A 16202-nucleotide genomic window follows, 5' to 3' on the forward strand; every position below is an offset into this window, starting at 1 on the left:
TCGCCTTTGCTTTTTCGCATCTAGTGAAGCGGAAGTTCAAGGATTGACATTGAATGAATGTTTGTTCATTTTGTGATGTATGTTACATCAAGGTGCCCCATGACCCTGTTCAACTCCGACTTTCAGTCCGTACGTGACTGGGACAACGAACACTTCCTGCATCCGTGGGAAGGGATGTCATTCCTTGGCCAAAATGAACGAACCTTTGCCGAAAGTGGCCAAGGCGTTCACATCCTGACAGAGGACGGAAAACGCTTGATTGATGGGCCTGCGGGGATGTGGTGCGTTCAATTGGGCTATGGGAACGCTGAAATTGCAGATGCGATGGCCCAGCAAGCGAAAGAGATGGCGTATTTTTCGCCCTTCAACAACGCCAACTCGGCCCCAGCCCGGCTGGCACATGAGATCGCCAAAAGAACGCCGGGTGACCTGAACCATGTGTTCTTTACAACCGGCGGCTCAACAGCCGTTGATAGCGCCCTGCGGTTTGTGCAGTTCCGCAATAACCTGCTTGGCAAACCTGAAAAAAAGATCGTGATATCGCGGCAAAAGGCCTATCACGGTTCGACTTATTTGGCGGCCTCAGTATCTGGAAAAGAGCGCGACAAAGGGTGGTTGGACCAGGCCTCTCACCTGACGCGTTTCCTGCCGAATGTGAACCCGTACACGCGCCGCGCCGATCAAACGGTTGAAGATTTTCTAGACGAAAAAATCGCTGATCTAGAGAACATGATCCTGGAAACCGGCCCTGACAAGGTCGCGGCTTTCATCGCTGAACCGATCCTATGTTCTGGTGGGGTCATCGTGCCTCCGCAGGGGTATCATCAGCGCTGCTTGGACATCTGCCGGAAATACGATGTCCTGTATATTTCAGATGAGGTTGTGACTGGATTTGGGCGGCTTGGGCATTGGTTTGCATCCGAAGATGTCTTTGGTATTCAACCAGATATCATCACCTGTGCCAAAGGTATGACGTCTGGCTATGTCCCCATGGGGGCCTGCATCATCTCTGATCGACTGATCGAAGATGTGAGCGGTGAGAACGCACAGGAGGCTACGTTTTCAAACGGGTTCACCTATTCGGGCCACCCGGTAAGCGCGGCAGCTGGTTTGAAAACCATAGAAATCATGGAGCGCGACGGTATTCTGGAACATGTCCGCGCGCTTACGCCGCTGTTCGAAGAACGCCTTCGGGCTCTGGCGGCCTTGCCGCTTGTGGGTGACGCCCGAGGTATGGGGCTGGTTGGCTGCGTCGAATGCGTTGCCGATGCTAATGCTGATAATCTTTTGGACCTTGATAAGTCTGTTGGCGCATTGATTGACCTGCATTGCCAGGAAAACGGGCTGATCCTGCGACCGATCATCAACATGTGCGTGTTTTCCCCACCGCTGATCATCACGGAAGGCGAGTTGAACCAGATGTTCGATATCCTTGAGAAAGGTATTCGGTTGGCGACTGAAGACCTGACACAGCAGGGTGCGTTTAAGGCTTAGAAGCCGTCTTGATGCGGCATCACTATTTTACAAGTTTCAATGCCGCATCGCCTTCCGCTGTCCTCAACCCGCCTGCATCGCCTCAGGAGGTAATTTAATCGGAAACTTGGCCCGCACCTCTGCATCAGCCTTGCTGCCAAAGTAGTTCGGATAGTGATTGGATAGGATGTCGTTGACCACCGACCGACTCCGCTCAAACATGTCCTGTCGACCTGCCTTTTCCCAAGTATCGGTCAGTTCCCGATCCAGCAGGGTCGGGTAGACATATTCCGTCTCCATATATTGCAGGGTCTGCGCGTTACCAAGGAAATGACCCGGATCAATTGCGCATTCATGGATAACGTCGACCGAAAGCGTGTCGTCGCTCACCTCGATCCCGCGCAGCGTTCGCGAGATCATGCCCGCAGCCTCGTTGTCGATGACCATGGACTCAAAGCTGCAGCCCATCAGACTGCCAAGCATACCGCCAAATTCGCAGAGCCTGTTAGCACCGGCATGCGCCGCCAATGCAAAGGTCAGTGCCTTCTCCAAACCGTATTGCGCATCCGGGATTTTAGAATCCGTCATACCACACCCAACACTGGTCGGCAGGTTATAGAAATTGCCCATCTGGATGGCCGCAGCTGAAATTAACGCCTGTTCGCCACTGCCGCCAGTAAAGGACCCAGTACGCAAGTCGGTGATGAAAGGCCAAGCTGCAAAAACGACCGGAGTGCCCGGATTGATGAGGTTCGCAATAGCGACGCAAGACAAGGTCTCAGCAACCGCTTGCGCTAAGGTTCCTGCCAAAGGCGCCGGCGAAGTCGCCCCGGCCTGTGGGGGAACGGCAAGATCGCACACCAGCCCCATCTTCGCCGTATCGATCAAGATCTCCAGATTTTCGCGCCCGAACCTAAGCGGGGATACGATGGGACAGCCTCCAAAGATGACCGATGGCTTTTCAAGGAACTTGCCCTCGCCACCCGATGCCAGATCGAACAGATGGATCGCATCCTGAATGTGCTCGCGGGTTCTGAAGGTCAGGCAGGAAGGTTTTTCGCTACCTGCCAGAATGGCGTAGAGCATGCTCATGTCATGCTCATAATCCTGTGGCACATCCGTCGCCAAAACCGTGTCACCGGTCATGTGAATATTATCAAGCCGGTCGACCAAGCGGGTGAAGTCGTAAATATCCTTGAGCGTTGATGGCCTGTATCTGCGAGTCTCGGCATCAAAGGTTGTCACCGCCGTGCCGGAATTTGCGTAATACACCTTGTCCTTGGTGCAGTGCATGTCGTCCTTACCGGCCCGAGATCCGCGTGCATGGACATAGAATTCACTGGCGGCTTTGGCCAACAGATCTTCCATCAAGGCGCGAGGAAAGCACAACCTGCCGTGCGCGTTCAATATCGCCCCTTTTGGCACCACAAGATCGAGAACTTCCTGCGTTGGGTCCCCCACGCCCGTGCGTTCCAGAATGCTAAGCGCGGCCTCGTGAATGCGCGACATATCCGCGTCTGACAGGGGCTTGTATCGCCCACCGGGAATGCCCGGCCAGATTGCTTGCGAGGCTGCGTTGCTGGTTCGCACGGCTGCGCGTGCCTCACGCCCGCCCCCACGCCGTCTTGATCTGCGCTGCGTTAGCTCTGTCATGTTCTTTCTCCGAATTTTGCGCGTCTCAGATCATGCTGAAGTAGTTGCGATAGAAGCCCGAAATGCTCCATTCCATCTCGGACAATGGCCCGGGGACGAAATGGTGCGAGTTCACGCCTTCCTGATTGTGCCGGATGATCCGTTCGTCATCGAGCGACGTGACATGCCACAGCCATGTCAGGGTATCCTTGTCATAGTCGCGCCCCTCTTCGGCGTCGCCGCGCACGTACCAGACGATCTGAATATCGGTGTCTTGCAGAGCACGCGGCACGAACCGATACCCGACCACGTGATCGGCATAAACGAGGAAATAGTTTAGCGTACCGATCCCCAGATCGGTGGCCCCGCCGTCTTGGGATTTCAGCTCACCCAATGGCGGCGCCAAGGGCGCGCCATCCTTGCTGCCGGTCAAGTAGCCGGGGAACAGTGGGTACCGCCGCCAATAGACATCTGCGCCCGGTGCGACTGCGTTTTCTCCAGTCAGATCAAGCTCCTCGAGGGGAACCCCGGCTTCTTTCATCCGCTCGTGCAGTGCCCCGCTGAACTCAAGGACCTGGGCCGGATCTTTCAAGGAATGACTGCGCGAATAGTCCTGATGAGATGGCGCGCAGTGATAGCATTCCAAGTAATTCTCCAGAGCAAGCTTCCAGTTCGCCGGAACCGGGTATGAGGCCTCATGGGCAATCTTCAGATTCTCAAAACCGAACGGCTTTGACAGCGGGGCCAGCCTATCCAAAGCGGCGTCCAGCGGCGGCGCGTCTTCGGACGGGCAAACAAAAATCAGACCCTGAAATATCTTTACCTGAACCGGAAACAAACCGTACTGGCCCGGGTCAAAATCCGCCCCCATTGACCGCCCGTTTCTGAGCTTACCGTTCAGGTCAAAGGTCCACGCGTGATAGGGACAGATGAAGTTTCGCGCCTTGCCTTTCTGCTCAATGCAAACGCGCGATCCCCGATGGCGGCAAACATTTAGATGCGCGCGCACCTCACCCTCGCGATCCCGAACGATGATGATGGATTCAGGCCCGTAGTCGAACAGGAAATAGTCGCCCGGCTCGACAATCTGGCTGACATGTCCGACCCAGATCCAGTTGCGATTCCAGAACGTGCTGATATCGTTTTCGTATACTGCCTGAGACGTATAGAAATGGCGCGGCAAGGCGAACCCTTCCCGCTGCGCTTTCATTAAGTCGCGCATTACTTGCAAGTCATCTTTTGGCATAGCGCACCTCATGCAGATTCAAGGGAAACGATTTCCCGACGGAAAAATTCACGGTCGATGTCGCCCGCGTCGCGTTCAAAATTCCTGGCTGCCATGTGGCCCGAATATACAGCGTCAGCGATCAAACCGGGGTTTGCCGCATCACCGATCAGTTCCAGACTTGTCAGTGGCTTGTCGGGCAAATTTCGCAGTTCCTCATAAAGGGCAGTCTCTCGCGCACGCTGCGTGACCAAAACAACTGATGCGCACTCGACGCTTTGTTCGCGTCCGGTATAAGCGCATTGAACTTTCGCCAATCCGGGCGTGATTTCGACCAGGGTCTGGGACAACACCAGCCGAACACCTTTTTCCAACAAGCCGCGTTGCACTTTGACCTGTTCCAAGGTCAATTCAGTGAAAGGTGAAACCATCGAGGCCGGGGTTACAAAGACGACCTCTCGCCCGGCCTGCGCCAGATGATCCGCCAACACACCACCGAGATAGGCCTGATCATCATCGTAGACCATAATCGGGCCGTCCCCCGGCATTACTCCTGACATGATGTCGTCCGGAGTGAATACTTGAGAGCTTGCCTCTATCGATACGCCCCGGAACGCAGACTTCCCGCGACCGTCTCGCCGCCATGACGCGCCAGTTGCCAGAAAGACATTCGGAATGCCCAACTCGACAACCTCGCTTGCTGACAAGCGACTGTCGGTGAACAGTTGCACGTTCCCGCGTTGCTGCAAGTCATAGACCCTGTGATCTGTCACGCGCTTCCATGCGGATAGCCCGGCCAGACCAGATTCCTGCAACACGCGCCCCCCAAGCTCTTGCTTGGCTTCGGCCAGGGTTACGTCATAGCCCCGACGCGCCAATTGCATGGCGCATTCAAGCCCGGCGGGACCGCTGCCGACAACAAGCGCGGCTTCTTCTTTTCCTCGGCTCTCTATGATTTCAGGATGCCATTTCCGGCGCCACTCCTCCCCCATCGTCGGGTTTTGAGTACATCGGATAGGAACGCCCAGCGCGTCGGAGGACACACAGATATTGCAGCCAATACACTCGCGAATTTCCTCGATCCGACCTTCCTTTATTTTGTTGGGAAGAAACGGGTCGGCAATGGATGGTCGCGCTGCGCCGATAAAATCAAGGATACCTTTCCTGACAAGTGACACCATCAAGTCCGGAGACGTAAGGCGCCCGACGCCCACAACAGGCTTGGAAGTGACTTGTTTGACGAACTCAATATACGAGGTTTGGAAACCATCGCGGGGTTCAAAGCGGGTCGTCGCCGAGTCGTTGCTCCAATCCGCGACGTTTACATCCCAAAGGTCCGGCAGCTCGGCCAACAATTCGACAACCGAACAGCCTTCTTCCTGTGCCTGCATGCCGTCAGAGCCCAGCATTTCATCGACTGCAAACCGCAGAGCAACTGCGCAGTCATCCCCGACCTCTTCTTTGGTTTCTTCCAGAAGCTCTCGGGTGAGCCTCACCCGGTTCTCTAACGATCCGCCATATTCATCTGTCCTGTCATTGAACTGCGGCAGCAGAAAATGATGCGGCAGGGTCATGTGATGACCGGCATAAACATACACGATGTCAAAGCCCGCCTCGCGCGACCGCCGCGCCGCCGCGCGATGCCACTTGCGAAACTCGCGAATGTCCGACTTATCCATCGCCCGAGCCTGTTTGGGATACGCTGTTTGCAAGGCAAGTTCTGACGGGCCTAGCAAAGGCGCGCGGCTCAGGTGGTTCTGCGCATGGTGGCCGTTATGTGCCAATTCAATGGCCGCCAACGAACCCTTGGCATGAACTGCATCGGTCATCAAGCGCAGCGCTGGAATATCCCGTTCGTCCCATAGTCGGTTTTCCGCATATGGGGACAAATCTGAAGTGGGATGAATTTCCGTCTCCTGATTGGACACTACGGCCCAACCACCCTCGGCCTTCATTGCCCGCATGGCAGCTTCGGCCTGCGGTCGCAGATGTCCCATACCATTGCAGTGGGGCACCTGATAGAACCGGTTTCGGGCCGATACAGGCCCGATCTGAACCGGTTCAAAGAGAACAGAATATCCGTCAGCGCCTGACATTGTCGCGCTTCCTCCAGAAAATTTGGAAATGGTTCTGTGGGATCGGCGGGCTTTCTAAGGCACCGCCAATCCCAATTGTGTAGTTAGATGGTTCTAAAAGCCCGCTTTGATGCGCTCGAACTCCTTCAACATCTTCGCTTCAATCTCAGGATTGACCGCGTCGAAGAACAGGCTGCCCTCAAAGAAGCTGTCCACGTCCGAGAACCCGTAGGTCTCAATCAACTCTGGATCAGCTTGCGCAAATGCGTCTTCATTGGCATGGGCATAACCCCAGCTTTCGATGATATACTTACCGCTGGCGGCCGAGCTGAGCGCGTTGAGCATGTCGTAGACCTGTTCATCGGACTGTTTGGCAGACTTCAGATGCACGTAACCGCAGACCCAGGTGGCGATGCCTTTGTCCACATCACGCATCATGACTGCCGGGGTTTCGTTCCAAATCAGGTTCAACTCCGATTGGTTCCAGCCCCAACCCAGGGTCACCTCACCACTGGCAATGGCTTGATCCAGTTGACCTGCATCAGACCAGTAGAAACGTACATTGGGATGAATTGCCCGCAGGTAATCCGCCGCCTTCTGGAACTCCTCTTCGCTCATATCGGAATAGCTTGAGGCACCAGTTGCCAGTGCAGCCATGGCGAACGCGCTGGAGGCTGCATCCGGAACGGCAACCTTGCCCTGATAGGCCGGGTCTAACAACAATTGCAGCGAAACATCATCAGCCGAAATCATGTCGGTGCGGTAGATCAGGCCGGTGTTCCCCCATTCAAAGGGTACCATATAGGTCTGCCCGTCGATCGTGATACCATCGACCTCTTTGATCTTGGGCATCAGTTTGTCCCAGTTTTCCAGCTTGCTGGTGTCAATCGGCTTGATCATATCCGCTGCCACCCATTTTCTCAGGGCGTCCGTACACGGATGGGCCAGATCGGCCTCAAACCCGGATTGAAGCTTGGTGAAAGCCTCTTCCACGCTGCCGAAATAAGTGTAGCTGGGCGGCCCGCCGTATTTTTCGACGTAATCACCAAAGAATCCCTGATCCTCATATCCGGACCAGTCGAAAACGGTCAGATCAGCCGCGTCGGCCAATGCTTGGCTTGCCGTGAAGGTGGCAACCACTGCTGCCGTAAGTGATGCTGTTTTATTCATGTGTTTCCTCCCAAAGATTCACGTTTGCCCAAGTCGATCACCGAGGCGCTTTGAACTCCAAGCCAGACGGTATCGTCGCGGCTGTGATCAACTGTGTGAAAGTAGTTTGGCACTGCAACGGCGATGCTTTCCGGCAACCCGTCGACGCGCACATAATAGTGGACGCTTTCGCCATAGAAGGCGACGTCCGACACCTTGCCCTGAACATGCGCGTCGTACCCATCCGGTTTTTCCGCGCTGATCTCCAATTGCTCGGGGCGAACGCCGACCAATAGATCCATGTCATGTACCTGAACGTTGGGGTTCACCCCGATAGTCATCGAGCCAAACCCTTGAACATTCACGTCCAGCGTGTCGGCGTTCTCAGCAGTCACTTCGGCATTCAGAAAGTTCATCCCGCCGATGAAAGAGGCCACTTCTCGGTTGCAAGGTTGGGAATACAGAACCTCGGGCTTGTCGACTTGCTTGAGCTGCCCAGCAAACATGACCCCGATCCGGTCGGACATGGTCATCGCCTCATACTGGTCATGCGTGACCATGACGAAGGTGATGCCAAGCTTTTGCTGCAGGCGGCGCATTTCCAATTGCATTGCTTCGCGCAGGTTTTTGTCCAGCGCGGATAATGGTTCATCCAGCAGCAACACCTTGGGCCGCATGACCAATGCGCGGGCAAGCGCCACACGCTGCCGTTGCCCACCTGACAACTCATTGGCCTTGCGATCCTGCAAGCCGCCGAGTTCCACCATCTCAAGCGCCTCGGCAACGCGTTCCTTGATTTCATTTCGGGATAGCTTTGTCTTTCGCAAGCCGAACCCGACATTGTCACCCACATTCAGGTGCGGAAAGATCGCATAACTTTGGAACACCATGTTGGTGGGCCGCTTGTTGGCGGGCACCTCGCCCATCGTCCGTCCGTCAATCCGGATCTCGCCCTCTTCGTGATCCTGAAACCCCGCGATGATGCGCAAGGCCGTTGTCTTTCCACAGCCCGAAGGCCCAAGCAGCGAAAAGAACTCGCCCTCTTTCAAGGTCAGGTTCAGGTCGGACACGGCCACAAAGGAACCAAAGCGTTTTTCGACGCCCTGTATTTCGATGATGTTCTGTTCGCTCATCAGGTTGGTTTCCTTAGGTTTCAATCTGAGGATTGGATGGAACGGCGGCGGAAATATTCGGCAATCAACAGCAGCAGAACCGAGGACAGCAAAAGCAGCGACCCCAGCGCCAGTGTATTAGGCAGCTTTGCCGGAAAGCGGATCTGGCTCCAGATATAGACCGGCAATGTCGGGCTGTTGCCGGACAGGAAGAAGGCCAGAACAAACTCGTCGAATGACACGGTGAACGTGACCAAAAGACTGGCGATGATGCCCGGTGCAACGATTGGTAGGGTGACACGCCGAAAGGTTCCCAAAACGCTTTCGCCCAGATCAAACGCGGCCTCTTCCAACGACTGGTCGAAATCGTCAAAGGCCGATTTCATGATCGACACGGCAAAGGGCAAGGCCACAAAGACATGGCCAAGGATCACTGTCGTCAGCGATGGCTTTAGCCCGACGCTGATGAACAGCACCAGCATGGAACTGGCAACGATAATGCCGGGAACGACCAGCGGGAGCATGACCAGACCTTCGGAGAATTCCCGCCCTTTGAACCGGTACCGGACATAGGCGCGCGCAGCGAAAAGGCCCAGAGACGTCGCCATCAAGGCAGTCACGCTGCCAACGATCAGCGAGTTCACCATCGCTTGAAGCAGCGTGTCCTGCTGACCCAACTGCGCGTACCATTTCAGCGTAAAACCCTTTAACGGGAAGGCCACGATGGTTCCGTCATTGAACGAAAACAACGGCAAAAGCAGAACCGGCAGGTAGAGAAACACCAGGTAGGCGATCGCGTAAACAAGCAACCATGGGATACGAATGGCCTTGGTCATCTGATCCTCCGCCCCAGAGCGGTGACGACCACCACGAACAGGATTGCAACGCAGCCGACCGAAAGCATGGCAAGCAGAGACAGGGTTGCACCCAAGGGCCAATTATTGGCCGCGCCAAACTGCACCTGAATCAAATTAGCCACCATTTTCCCCTGCGAGCCACCGACCAGGGCCGGCGTGACGTAGTCGCCCACCGTGGGGATGAAGATGATCAAGCAGGCGGCGATGATCCCTGGCACAGTCAGAGGCAAAGTCACGCGCACAAACCGTTCCAGCTTGCTGCACCCAAGGTCGGTTGCGGCCTCTAACAAGCTGCGGTCGATCTTTTGCAGCGACACGTAAATCGGCAGGATCGCAAACGGCGCCCATGCATGTGCAAGTGTAAGGACAACGGCGAATTCATTGTAGAGCAGGAAGGTCAGTGGTTCCTGAATCAGCCCCAGCGAAATAAGGGCCGAATTCATCACCCCATTAAAGCCTAGGATCAGTTTCCAACTGAACACCCGCAGCAGGTAGCTGCTCCAAAAAGGAATGGTGATCAGCAATAGCCAGAGGGTCTTTTTCTGCGTCCGAAATGCGATGAAGTAGGCAATCGGATAGGCCAGACCGACTGTTGCCAGCGTCACCGCCCCCGCAATCGCAACCGATCGGATCATAAGATGCCGGACCAGCGGATCGGTGAACGCCTCTTGGTAATTCGCCCATGTCAGCGTGCGATCAATCTCGACATAGGTCTGGGTCCAAAAGCTGTAGGCGACAAGAATGCACAGGGGCACGGCCACAAGCAGACCGACATAGAGCGTCGCAGGCGCGCTCAGTGCCAGGCCCTTGCCCGTTTCACTTCGTATGACTCCAGCCATGCTTCCCTGCTGAACTTTGCTTTCGGTGGCGCGACAATATCGATCACAAAATGGACAATCGTCCATTTAAATCTGGAATTTTAGGGCTAGCTGTGTCAACTGATATTTTCACAACCGGGGCTGGCCAATTTCCCAAAGGCGATTAGAAGGACCCGCAAGAGACTGAAAACAAACAAAACCACCTGATCAGATGACTGGAAGACGACAAGAAATTCGAGAACGAAACCGCCTATCACTGATCGAGGCGGTACTCGACTCGGTCGCAGAAAAGGGGATTTCCGAGACGTCGGTCAGCGAAATCATACAACGCGCCGATTTATCCCGCGGCATGATTCACCTTCATTTCGGGGGTAAGGACAACCTTGTCGACGAAGCTGCGCGCTATTCGTCCGAGCAATATTACAATGGCATTTATGCCATGCTGGAGACGACCGGACAAACAGGCCAGGAACATATTGAGATGATCGTTCGGGGTGACTTGAGCGAAGCCATTCTCAATAAGAAAAACGTCGCAATTTGGTACGCGTTTCGAGGTGAGGCCAGGAACAGAGCGGCAATCGCTGCGTTTTCAGATACCCGCGATGCAAAGCTTCGGAAACTGATCTTCAACGCGTTCGCCCGCATAGCGAAAGAGACTGAAATCGAACACCCAAATCAAGTTGCGCGCGACGCCACTCACGGCACGCTCGCCATGTTGGAAGGCATGTGGACTGACTACCTGCTTCACCCGGATTCCTTTGATCGCGACGAAGCAATGCGAATTGTCTTTCGGTTCCTGAGGGCAATGTTCCCCAAACATTTCGACCTTAGTGGCGCCCGGTTATATCAATGAAGCCTGCGACACAGTGCCTGTCTGGCCACTTTAGCTTGGGATACCCGACAAGGTTTGCGCTTTCCTTCTTGTGTTGCAGTCACAAGACTGACTGAACGCGCCAGGTTTCCATACATAAGATTGCCTACAGCAATAGGCGTCCTTCGGTGGTTCGTCCCTGCCCTCATCAGGATTCAGCCGGCGCATAGCTTCCGTCTTTGCGATGCACTTCGCGCCCGCTGAGTGGCGGATTGAAGACGCAGACAAGCCGCAAATCAGCGTCTGTTGCGCGAACGAGGTGCCGGTCATGTTGATCCAATGCATAAAGAGTAAATGGCTCAAGCGAATGCCAGGTTTCATCGCCTGAGGTCTTTATCTGCCCTTTGCCTTCGATACAGTAACACGCCTCTAGATGATGGGTGTATTCAAGCTCAAGCATTTCACCCTTTTTGATGATCGTATCCGTAAGCGAAAAACCCATGCCATCAGATGCCAACAACAATCGTCTGCTGTTCCAACCCGGACCGGAAACATCCCGATCTGTACCTAGGATTTCATTGAGTGCCCTAACAATCATATTTCTGCCTCGTTGCTACCGAACCGCGCGGTTCATCCCGCCGTCGGACAATATACTCTGACCGTTAATATACCGGGCTCCCTCGCTGGCAAGAAAGACACAAGCCTGTCCAATCTCTTCAAAAGTTGCTGACCGCTGAGCGGGAATTTCACGGCGGGCCCGTTCGGACAGGTTTACGTTCTCGCAGAAGCCGGGCAGCAGGTTATTCATTCGAATATTGTGACGTGCATAGCGATCCCCATAGAGCTTTGAGAAACTGTGCAAAGCGCCGCGCAGCATGCTCATGGGATAGGGCGCACGTGGTTCGATTGTGTTCATGGACGAAATATTTACGAAAGCGCCCCCGCCTTGTTCAATCAAGATAGGCGTGACGATACGAGCAATCTTGACGACGTTCAGCACATACATGTCCAGACTTTCGTGCCACAACTCATCGCTCAGCTCCAAAAGCGGTCCGTCAAAGTCGGGGTCGAATCCCACCGTTTTGATGGCTTCGGGCACCGTTCCGCCGTGGCCCATGTTGCTGACGATTGCATCAATCCGCCCATATTCGCTCATGGTGTCGTCGATCATTGCTTGCAGATCATCGACATCCAGCACAGAACCGCGGCGGCCGATGCCCCCAAGCTCCTCGGCCAGTTCGACCGAGCGGTTCGACGGGGACATCAGCGAAACCTTGTAGCCTGCTTTTGCCATTTCGACCGCACAGCCCCGGCCAATGCCTTGGCCTGTACCTGTCATCAGCGCGACTTTGGATTCGGGCATGGGAATTCCCTTCTTTAGGCAAGCAAAGTGTGAGATTTTTTGTGTTTAGATCAGTCTAACTTCTTATATTTAGGAGCAGCTATCGAATTTTTGGCACGTTACTGTTAGATTTTCTCACATGATGGAAAATCTCAGACACCTTCGTGCCCTTCAGGCGTTTGACGAAACTGCAACCCATTCCAGCCTGACCAAGGCAGCGGGTGTGCTGAACGTCACCCACGGAGCGATCAGCCGACAATTAAAGTTGCTGGAACTGCACCTTGGGGTGACACTCTTTCATCGCCGCCCCAACGGCGTTGAATTGACCAAAGCCGGCGAACGCCTGCACCAATCAACACGCGGGGCGTTTTCTGCATTGCAGTTGGGCGTGATGGAGGTGAAGCGATTACATCACCGCCAGTCGATTACAGTGTCTTTATCCACATCATTGGCGCTCAAATGGCTTGTGCCGTTACTAAGTTCGTTTCAACAAGAACATCCGGGTATCGCGCTATTGCTGGACACAAATGATGCCTTTGCCGATTTCGATACGTCCGAGGTTGATGTAGCCCTGCGATTTGGAGAACCGGGTTGGGACGGGCTTTATCACGAGCAAATAAGACAAGAGGAGCTGGTCGTCGTAGCCGCGCCATCGCTTGTCGAGAATACACAGCTGCCAATGCGTGCCACTGACATCACCGATCTTCCACTGTTGCACGATGCCTTCAACATCGGCTGGGAAAGCTGGGCCGCGCAAGTTGGTCTGAACGCGGATCAGATCAACTCGCAGAGCATCAAATACGTGGATAGTGCTGTGCTTTTGGAGGCCGCGATTGACGGACAGGGCGTGGCATTGGCAAGACACCTATTGGCGGCGAGAGACTTGGAAATTGGTCGTCTGATCCGTCTGGACGAAAGCCATGTTCCGCTGGATCGCGGGCTCTACTTTGTCTGTCGACCCAGCGATCAGGATCGAGTCTCGGTGAGAATTTTCAAGAAATGGCTTTTGTCGATTTGACCTACGGGTTTCATCAAATTCCCCCTAGACGGATACGGCCTGCAACACCTGATCACGCGTAAGGTTATCTCTTGTGCCTTTGATCATGACTTCGCCACGCCGTAACACGACAAGCCGGTCAGCAAGGTCATAGGCAAAGTCGAAATACTGCTCGACCAGAACAATTGCCATTCTACTTGTCGATCTGAGGTGCCGGATCACTTCGCCAATCTGTTGGATGATGTTCGGTTGAATGCCTTCGGTTGGCTCGTCAAGCAGCAACAGGTTCGGCTTTGTGATCAGCGCCCGCGCGATGGCCAGCTGTTGCTGCTGGCCGCCGGAAAGGTCACCGCCGCGCCGGTTCTGCATCTGTTTGAGGACCGGGAAAAGGTCGAATATCTCATCCGGGACGAAATGCTCACTGACAGGCAGGCAAGAGAACCCCGTTTCCAGATTCCCGCGAACTGTCAGCAAAGGGAATATCTCGCGCCCTTGCGGGACATAGGCCACACCTTTCCAGGCCATCCGATGCGCAGGTAAGACACCCAATTGTTCCCCGTTAAGCTCCAGATTTCCACCGGAACGCGGATGCGTGCCCGAGATTGCCTTCATCAGGCTGGTTTTCCCGACACCGTTGGTCCCCATGACGCAGGTCACTTCACCTTGCCTGGCTTCCATGGAAATCCCGTTAAGAATTTGCGAGTGCCCATAGTGCAAAGTCAGATCGGTCAGCTTCAGCATTGTTTAGCGCCCCAGGTAGACATCGATGACGTCCTGATTAGATGTCACGTGATCAAGACCGCCCTCGGCCAAAACAGATCCTTCGTGCAAAACCGTGACCTTGCAGTTCAGACGCCGCACAAACTCCATGTCATGCTCAACCACCACAACAGCGCGGGTTTTTGCAGCCTGAACAAGCAAGTCTGTAGTGTGTTCACGCTCTTGCGGTGTCATGCCCGCGGCGGGTTCGTCAACCAATAGCAGACGTGGATCTTGTGCAAGCAGCATACCAATTTCCAACCACTGTTTCTGCCCATGGCTCAGTTCACCGGATTTGCGGCTTAGTTCCTGATGCAAACCAATTTCGGCGGCCAGATCTTTAACTTTCTGCAGATCATTTACCGAAGGGCGATAAAGTAACACACCCAGCCAACCACGTTTGTTTTTAAGTGCCATCAGCAGGTTTTCCTGTACGGTCTGATCTTCGAAGACGGTTGGTTTCTGAAACTTCCGCCCGATCCCTGCCTGCGCGATTTTTGCCTCGGTCATGTCCAACAAAGAAATGGACTTCTTTCCCCAGATAACCCGCCCCTCATCAGGTCGTGTCTTACCTGTGATGATGTCCATGAACGTGGTCTTGCCTGCACCGTTAGGGCCGATTACAGCGCGCAATTCGGCATCACCAATTTGGAACGACAAGTTATTGATCGCGCGGAAACCGTCAAAAGTGACCGAGACGCCGCTCACCTCTAGCAGAGTACTCATTCAATGGCCTCCTTTTCACGCAACGCACCGTCATCGGGGCCCAGGTTGGCACCGTGGCGATCCGGGTGTCGCCGGTCGCTCCATAAGTCGAATAACCCGCCTATCCCTTGCGGAGCGAACAGAGTGACCAGCACGAACGAGACGCCCAGCAGCACCTGCCACCAGTCGACCCATTTGATGGTGTAGAAACCCAACGGAATGTTGGGCGCTTGCCCGCCGGTGAACCAGGTGCTGAGCAGGCTTACAAACGCCGCACCGATCACGGCACCATAGAGACGCCCGCGCCCACCGATGGCGACCCAGACGGCCAGATAGATAGACGCGATGGGGGCCATCTCCTCGGGGTTGATGATGCCTGCCTGCGGGTAATAAAGCGCACCCGCGATGGCGGCTGTGCAGGCGGTCAGGGTGAAGACGGTCAGCTTGTAAACCTCGACCGAATATCCAAGAAACCGCACCCGCGCCTCGTTATCGCGGATGCCGCGGATGACCGAGCCAAACTTACCCGAAACGATCCACGCCGCCAGCATGTAACCCAGTCCCAGCGCCAATGCCGAAGCCCAGAGGAACCAGATCGACACCACGTCCTGCGAGGCGGTCACGCCGGGCAAGTTCTGCAAGCCCGACAGCCCGTTGTTGCCACGCAAACCGCTGTCGTTTTGGAACAGATACAGCGCCAAGGCCAATGTCATCGCCTGAGTCAGGATCGACAGGTACACACCGGTAACGCGACTGCGGAAAGCCAACCAGCCAAAAATCAGCGCAAGAAGACCGGGCACCAGCACGATCATCGCCAACTGCAGAACCAAACTGTGGGAAAATGCCCAGATCAGCGGGAATTCCGATGATCCGACGACGCCGAAAATCTGCGTCCCGATGGCGTCCACGACCTCGGACGGTGTTGGCGGGATGTCGGCCTGCGACAACGACTCGACCACGATCAGGCGGGTGCGTTCGTACATCAGCCACATGCCGATCATGTAGCCGCCCAGCCCGAAGAAGGCGAAGTGGCCCAGCGACAGGATACCGGTGAAACCCCAGACCAGATCCATCGCCACTGCGATCAGGCACAAGCATAGGGTCTTGCCCAATGTCTTGACGAAACTGGTTGAGATTACGCCGATCCCGAACCCTTCGGACAGGATGGTCACGCCCAATGTGAACAATGACAGGATGGCCAGAAAGACCAGCACGGAAGGGTTCTTGGCGACGAAGCTGCGTTCCAT

General features: G+C 55.0%; 15 protein-coding genes. 3 read left to right on the top strand and 12 right to left on the bottom strand.

What is annotated here, in order from left to right:
- Positions 1–99 precede the first annotated feature (99 nt).
- Complete coding sequence (locus ACR0M2_RS18020) at positions 100–1494, top strand: aminotransferase (protein ID WP_480706396.1); 1395 nt, start codon at positions 100–102, stop codon at positions 1492–1494.
- Positions 1495–1557: 63 nt separating this feature from the next.
- On the opposite strand, the gene ACR0M2_RS18025 is transcribed toward ACR0M2_RS18020, so the two are convergent.
- From ACR0M2_RS18025 to ACR0M2_RS18055, 7 genes are all read right to left on the bottom strand, one after another.
- On the bottom strand, positions 1558–3126 hold the full coding sequence (locus ACR0M2_RS18025) for a trimethylamine methyltransferase family protein (protein WP_480706398.1): 1569 nt from the start codon (positions 3124–3126) through the stop codon (positions 1558–1560).
- A gap of 25 nt (positions 3127–3151) precedes the next feature.
- Entirely contained in the window at positions 3152–4351 is a 1200-nt protein-coding gene (locus ACR0M2_RS18030) for an aromatic ring-hydroxylating oxygenase subunit alpha (protein WP_480706400.1), read from the bottom strand.
- An 8-nt stretch (positions 4352–4359) separates the two neighbouring features.
- Positions 4360–6426 carry an oxidoreductase gene (locus tag ACR0M2_RS18035; protein ID WP_480706402.1) on the bottom strand — a complete coding sequence of 689 codons (2067 nt, stop codon included), beginning with the start codon at positions 6424–6426 and terminating at the stop codon, positions 4360–4362.
- Positions 6427–6519: 93 nt separating this feature from the next.
- A complete protein-coding gene (locus ACR0M2_RS18040) occupies positions 6520–7575 on the bottom strand; it encodes an ABC transporter substrate-binding protein (RefSeq protein ID WP_170378083.1) in 1056 nt (351 codons plus the stop codon).
- Complete coding sequence (locus ACR0M2_RS18045; protein ID WP_170362043.1) at positions 7572–8687, bottom strand: ABC transporter ATP-binding protein; 1116 nt, start codon at positions 8685–8687, stop codon at positions 7572–7574. The genes ACR0M2_RS18040 and ACR0M2_RS18045 overlap by 4 nt, the downstream gene beginning before the upstream one ends.
- Positions 8688–8707: 20 nt before the next feature.
- Positions 8708–9502 carry an ABC transporter permease gene (locus ACR0M2_RS18050; protein WP_480706404.1) on the bottom strand — a complete coding sequence of 265 codons (795 nt, stop codon included), beginning with the start codon at positions 9500–9502 and terminating at the stop codon, positions 8708–8710.
- Positions 9499–10362 carry an ABC transporter permease gene (locus ACR0M2_RS18055; protein ID WP_170362042.1) on the bottom strand — a complete coding sequence of 288 codons (864 nt, stop codon included), beginning with the start codon at positions 10360–10362 and terminating at the stop codon, positions 9499–9501. Before ACR0M2_RS18055 ends, ACR0M2_RS18050 begins: the two co-directional genes overlap by 4 nt.
- 190 nt (positions 10363–10552) lie before the next feature.
- Between ACR0M2_RS18055 and ACR0M2_RS18060 the strand changes: the two genes are divergently transcribed.
- On the top strand, positions 10553–11194 hold the full coding sequence (locus tag ACR0M2_RS18060) for a TetR family transcriptional regulator C-terminal domain-containing protein (protein ID WP_170350829.1): 642 nt from the start codon (positions 10553–10555) through the stop codon (positions 11192–11194).
- A gap of 166 nt (positions 11195–11360) precedes the next feature.
- Here ACR0M2_RS18060 and ACR0M2_RS18065 read toward each other — a convergent pair whose 3' ends face one another.
- Both ACR0M2_RS18065 and ACR0M2_RS18070 read right to left on the bottom strand, forming a co-directional pair.
- Positions 11361–11750: an ectoine synthase gene (locus ACR0M2_RS18065; protein ID WP_480706406.1), complete on the bottom strand. Its 390-nt coding sequence runs from the start codon at positions 11748–11750 to the stop codon at positions 11361–11363.
- 15 nt (positions 11751–11765) lie between these two features.
- Positions 11766–12515: an SDR family oxidoreductase gene (locus tag ACR0M2_RS18070; protein WP_480706408.1), complete on the bottom strand. Its 750-nt coding sequence runs from the start codon at positions 12513–12515 to the stop codon at positions 11766–11768.
- Between the two features lie 118 nt (positions 12516–12633).
- Between ACR0M2_RS18070 and ACR0M2_RS18075 the strand changes: the two genes are divergently transcribed.
- Positions 12634–13512 carry a LysR substrate-binding domain-containing protein gene (locus ACR0M2_RS18075; protein WP_480706410.1) on the top strand — a complete coding sequence of 293 codons (879 nt, stop codon included), beginning with the start codon at positions 12634–12636 and terminating at the stop codon, positions 13510–13512.
- A 24-nt stretch (positions 13513–13536) separates the two neighbouring features.
- On the opposite strand, the gene urtE is transcribed toward ACR0M2_RS18075, so the two are convergent.
- Genes urtE through urtC form a run of 3 tightly spaced genes read right to left on the bottom strand, consistent with a single transcriptional unit; the run spans position 13537 to position 16202 of the window.
- The gene (gene urtE / locus ACR0M2_RS18080) at positions 13537–14232 is read right to left on the bottom strand and encodes an urea ABC transporter ATP-binding subunit UrtE (protein WP_480706411.1); all 696 of its coding nucleotides are present in this window, start codon (positions 14230–14232) and stop codon (positions 13537–13539) included.
- A 3-nt stretch (positions 14233–14235) separates the two neighbouring features.
- A complete protein-coding gene (urtD, locus tag ACR0M2_RS18085) occupies positions 14236–14976 on the bottom strand; it encodes an urea ABC transporter ATP-binding protein UrtD (protein ID WP_480706413.1) in 741 nt (246 codons plus the stop codon).
- Positions 14973–16202: an urea ABC transporter permease subunit UrtC gene (gene urtC, locus ACR0M2_RS18090; protein ID WP_170413622.1), complete on the bottom strand. Its 1230-nt coding sequence runs from the start codon at positions 16200–16202 to the stop codon at positions 14973–14975. The genes urtD and urtC overlap by 4 nt, the downstream gene beginning before the upstream one ends.

This window comes from Ruegeria sp. BE10, from assembly GCF_056538905.1.

What these genes read in the sequence shown, in the direction of transcription:
- ACR0M2_RS18020 (WP_480706396.1), top strand. Translation starts at nt 100, where the DNA reads ATGACCCTGTTCAACTCCGACTTTCAGTCCGTACGTGACTGGGACAAC.
- ACR0M2_RS18025 (WP_480706398.1), bottom strand. Translation starts at nt 3,126, where the DNA reads ATGACAGAGCTAACGCAGCGCAGATCAAGACGGCGTGGGGGCGGGCGT.
- ACR0M2_RS18030 (WP_480706400.1), bottom strand. Translation starts at nt 4,351, where the DNA reads ATGCCAAAAGATGACTTGCAAGTAATGCGCGACTTAATGAAAGCGCAG.
- ACR0M2_RS18035 (WP_480706402.1), bottom strand. Translation starts at nt 6,426, where the DNA reads ATGTCAGGCGCTGACGGATATTCTGTTCTCTTTGAACCGGTTCAGATC.
- ACR0M2_RS18040 (WP_170378083.1), bottom strand. Translation starts at nt 7,575, where the DNA reads ATGAATAAAACAGCATCACTTACGGCAGCAGTGGTTGCCACCTTCACG.
- ACR0M2_RS18045 (WP_170362043.1), bottom strand. Translation starts at nt 8,687, where the DNA reads ATGAGCGAACAGAACATCATCGAAATACAGGGCGTCGAAAAACGCTTT.
- ACR0M2_RS18050 (WP_480706404.1), bottom strand. Translation starts at nt 9,502, where the DNA reads ATGACCAAGGCCATTCGTATCCCATGGTTGCTTGTTTACGCGATCGCC.
- ACR0M2_RS18055 (WP_170362042.1), bottom strand. Translation starts at nt 10,362, where the DNA reads ATGGCTGGAGTCATACGAAGTGAAACGGGCAAGGGCCTGGCACTGAGC.
- ACR0M2_RS18060 (WP_170350829.1), top strand. Translation starts at nt 10,553, where the DNA reads ATGACTGGAAGACGACAAGAAATTCGAGAACGAAACCGCCTATCACTG.
- ACR0M2_RS18065 (WP_480706406.1), bottom strand. Translation starts at nt 11,750, where the DNA reads ATGATTGTTAGGGCACTCAATGAAATCCTAGGTACAGATCGGGATGTT.
- ACR0M2_RS18070 (WP_480706408.1), bottom strand. Translation starts at nt 12,515, where the DNA reads ATGCCCGAATCCAAAGTCGCGCTGATGACAGGTACAGGCCAAGGCATT.
- ACR0M2_RS18075 (WP_480706410.1), top strand. Translation starts at nt 12,634, where the DNA reads ATGATGGAAAATCTCAGACACCTTCGTGCCCTTCAGGCGTTTGACGAA.
- urtE (WP_480706411.1), bottom strand. Translation starts at nt 14,232, where the DNA reads ATGCTGAAGCTGACCGATCTGACTTTGCACTATGGGCACTCGCAAATT.
- urtD (WP_480706413.1), bottom strand. Translation starts at nt 14,976, where the DNA reads ATGAGTACTCTGCTAGAGGTGAGCGGCGTCTCGGTCACTTTTGACGGT.
- urtC (WP_170413622.1), bottom strand. Translation starts at nt 16,202, where the DNA reads ATGGAACGCAGCTTCGTCGCCAAGAACCCTTCCGTGCTGGTCTTTCTG.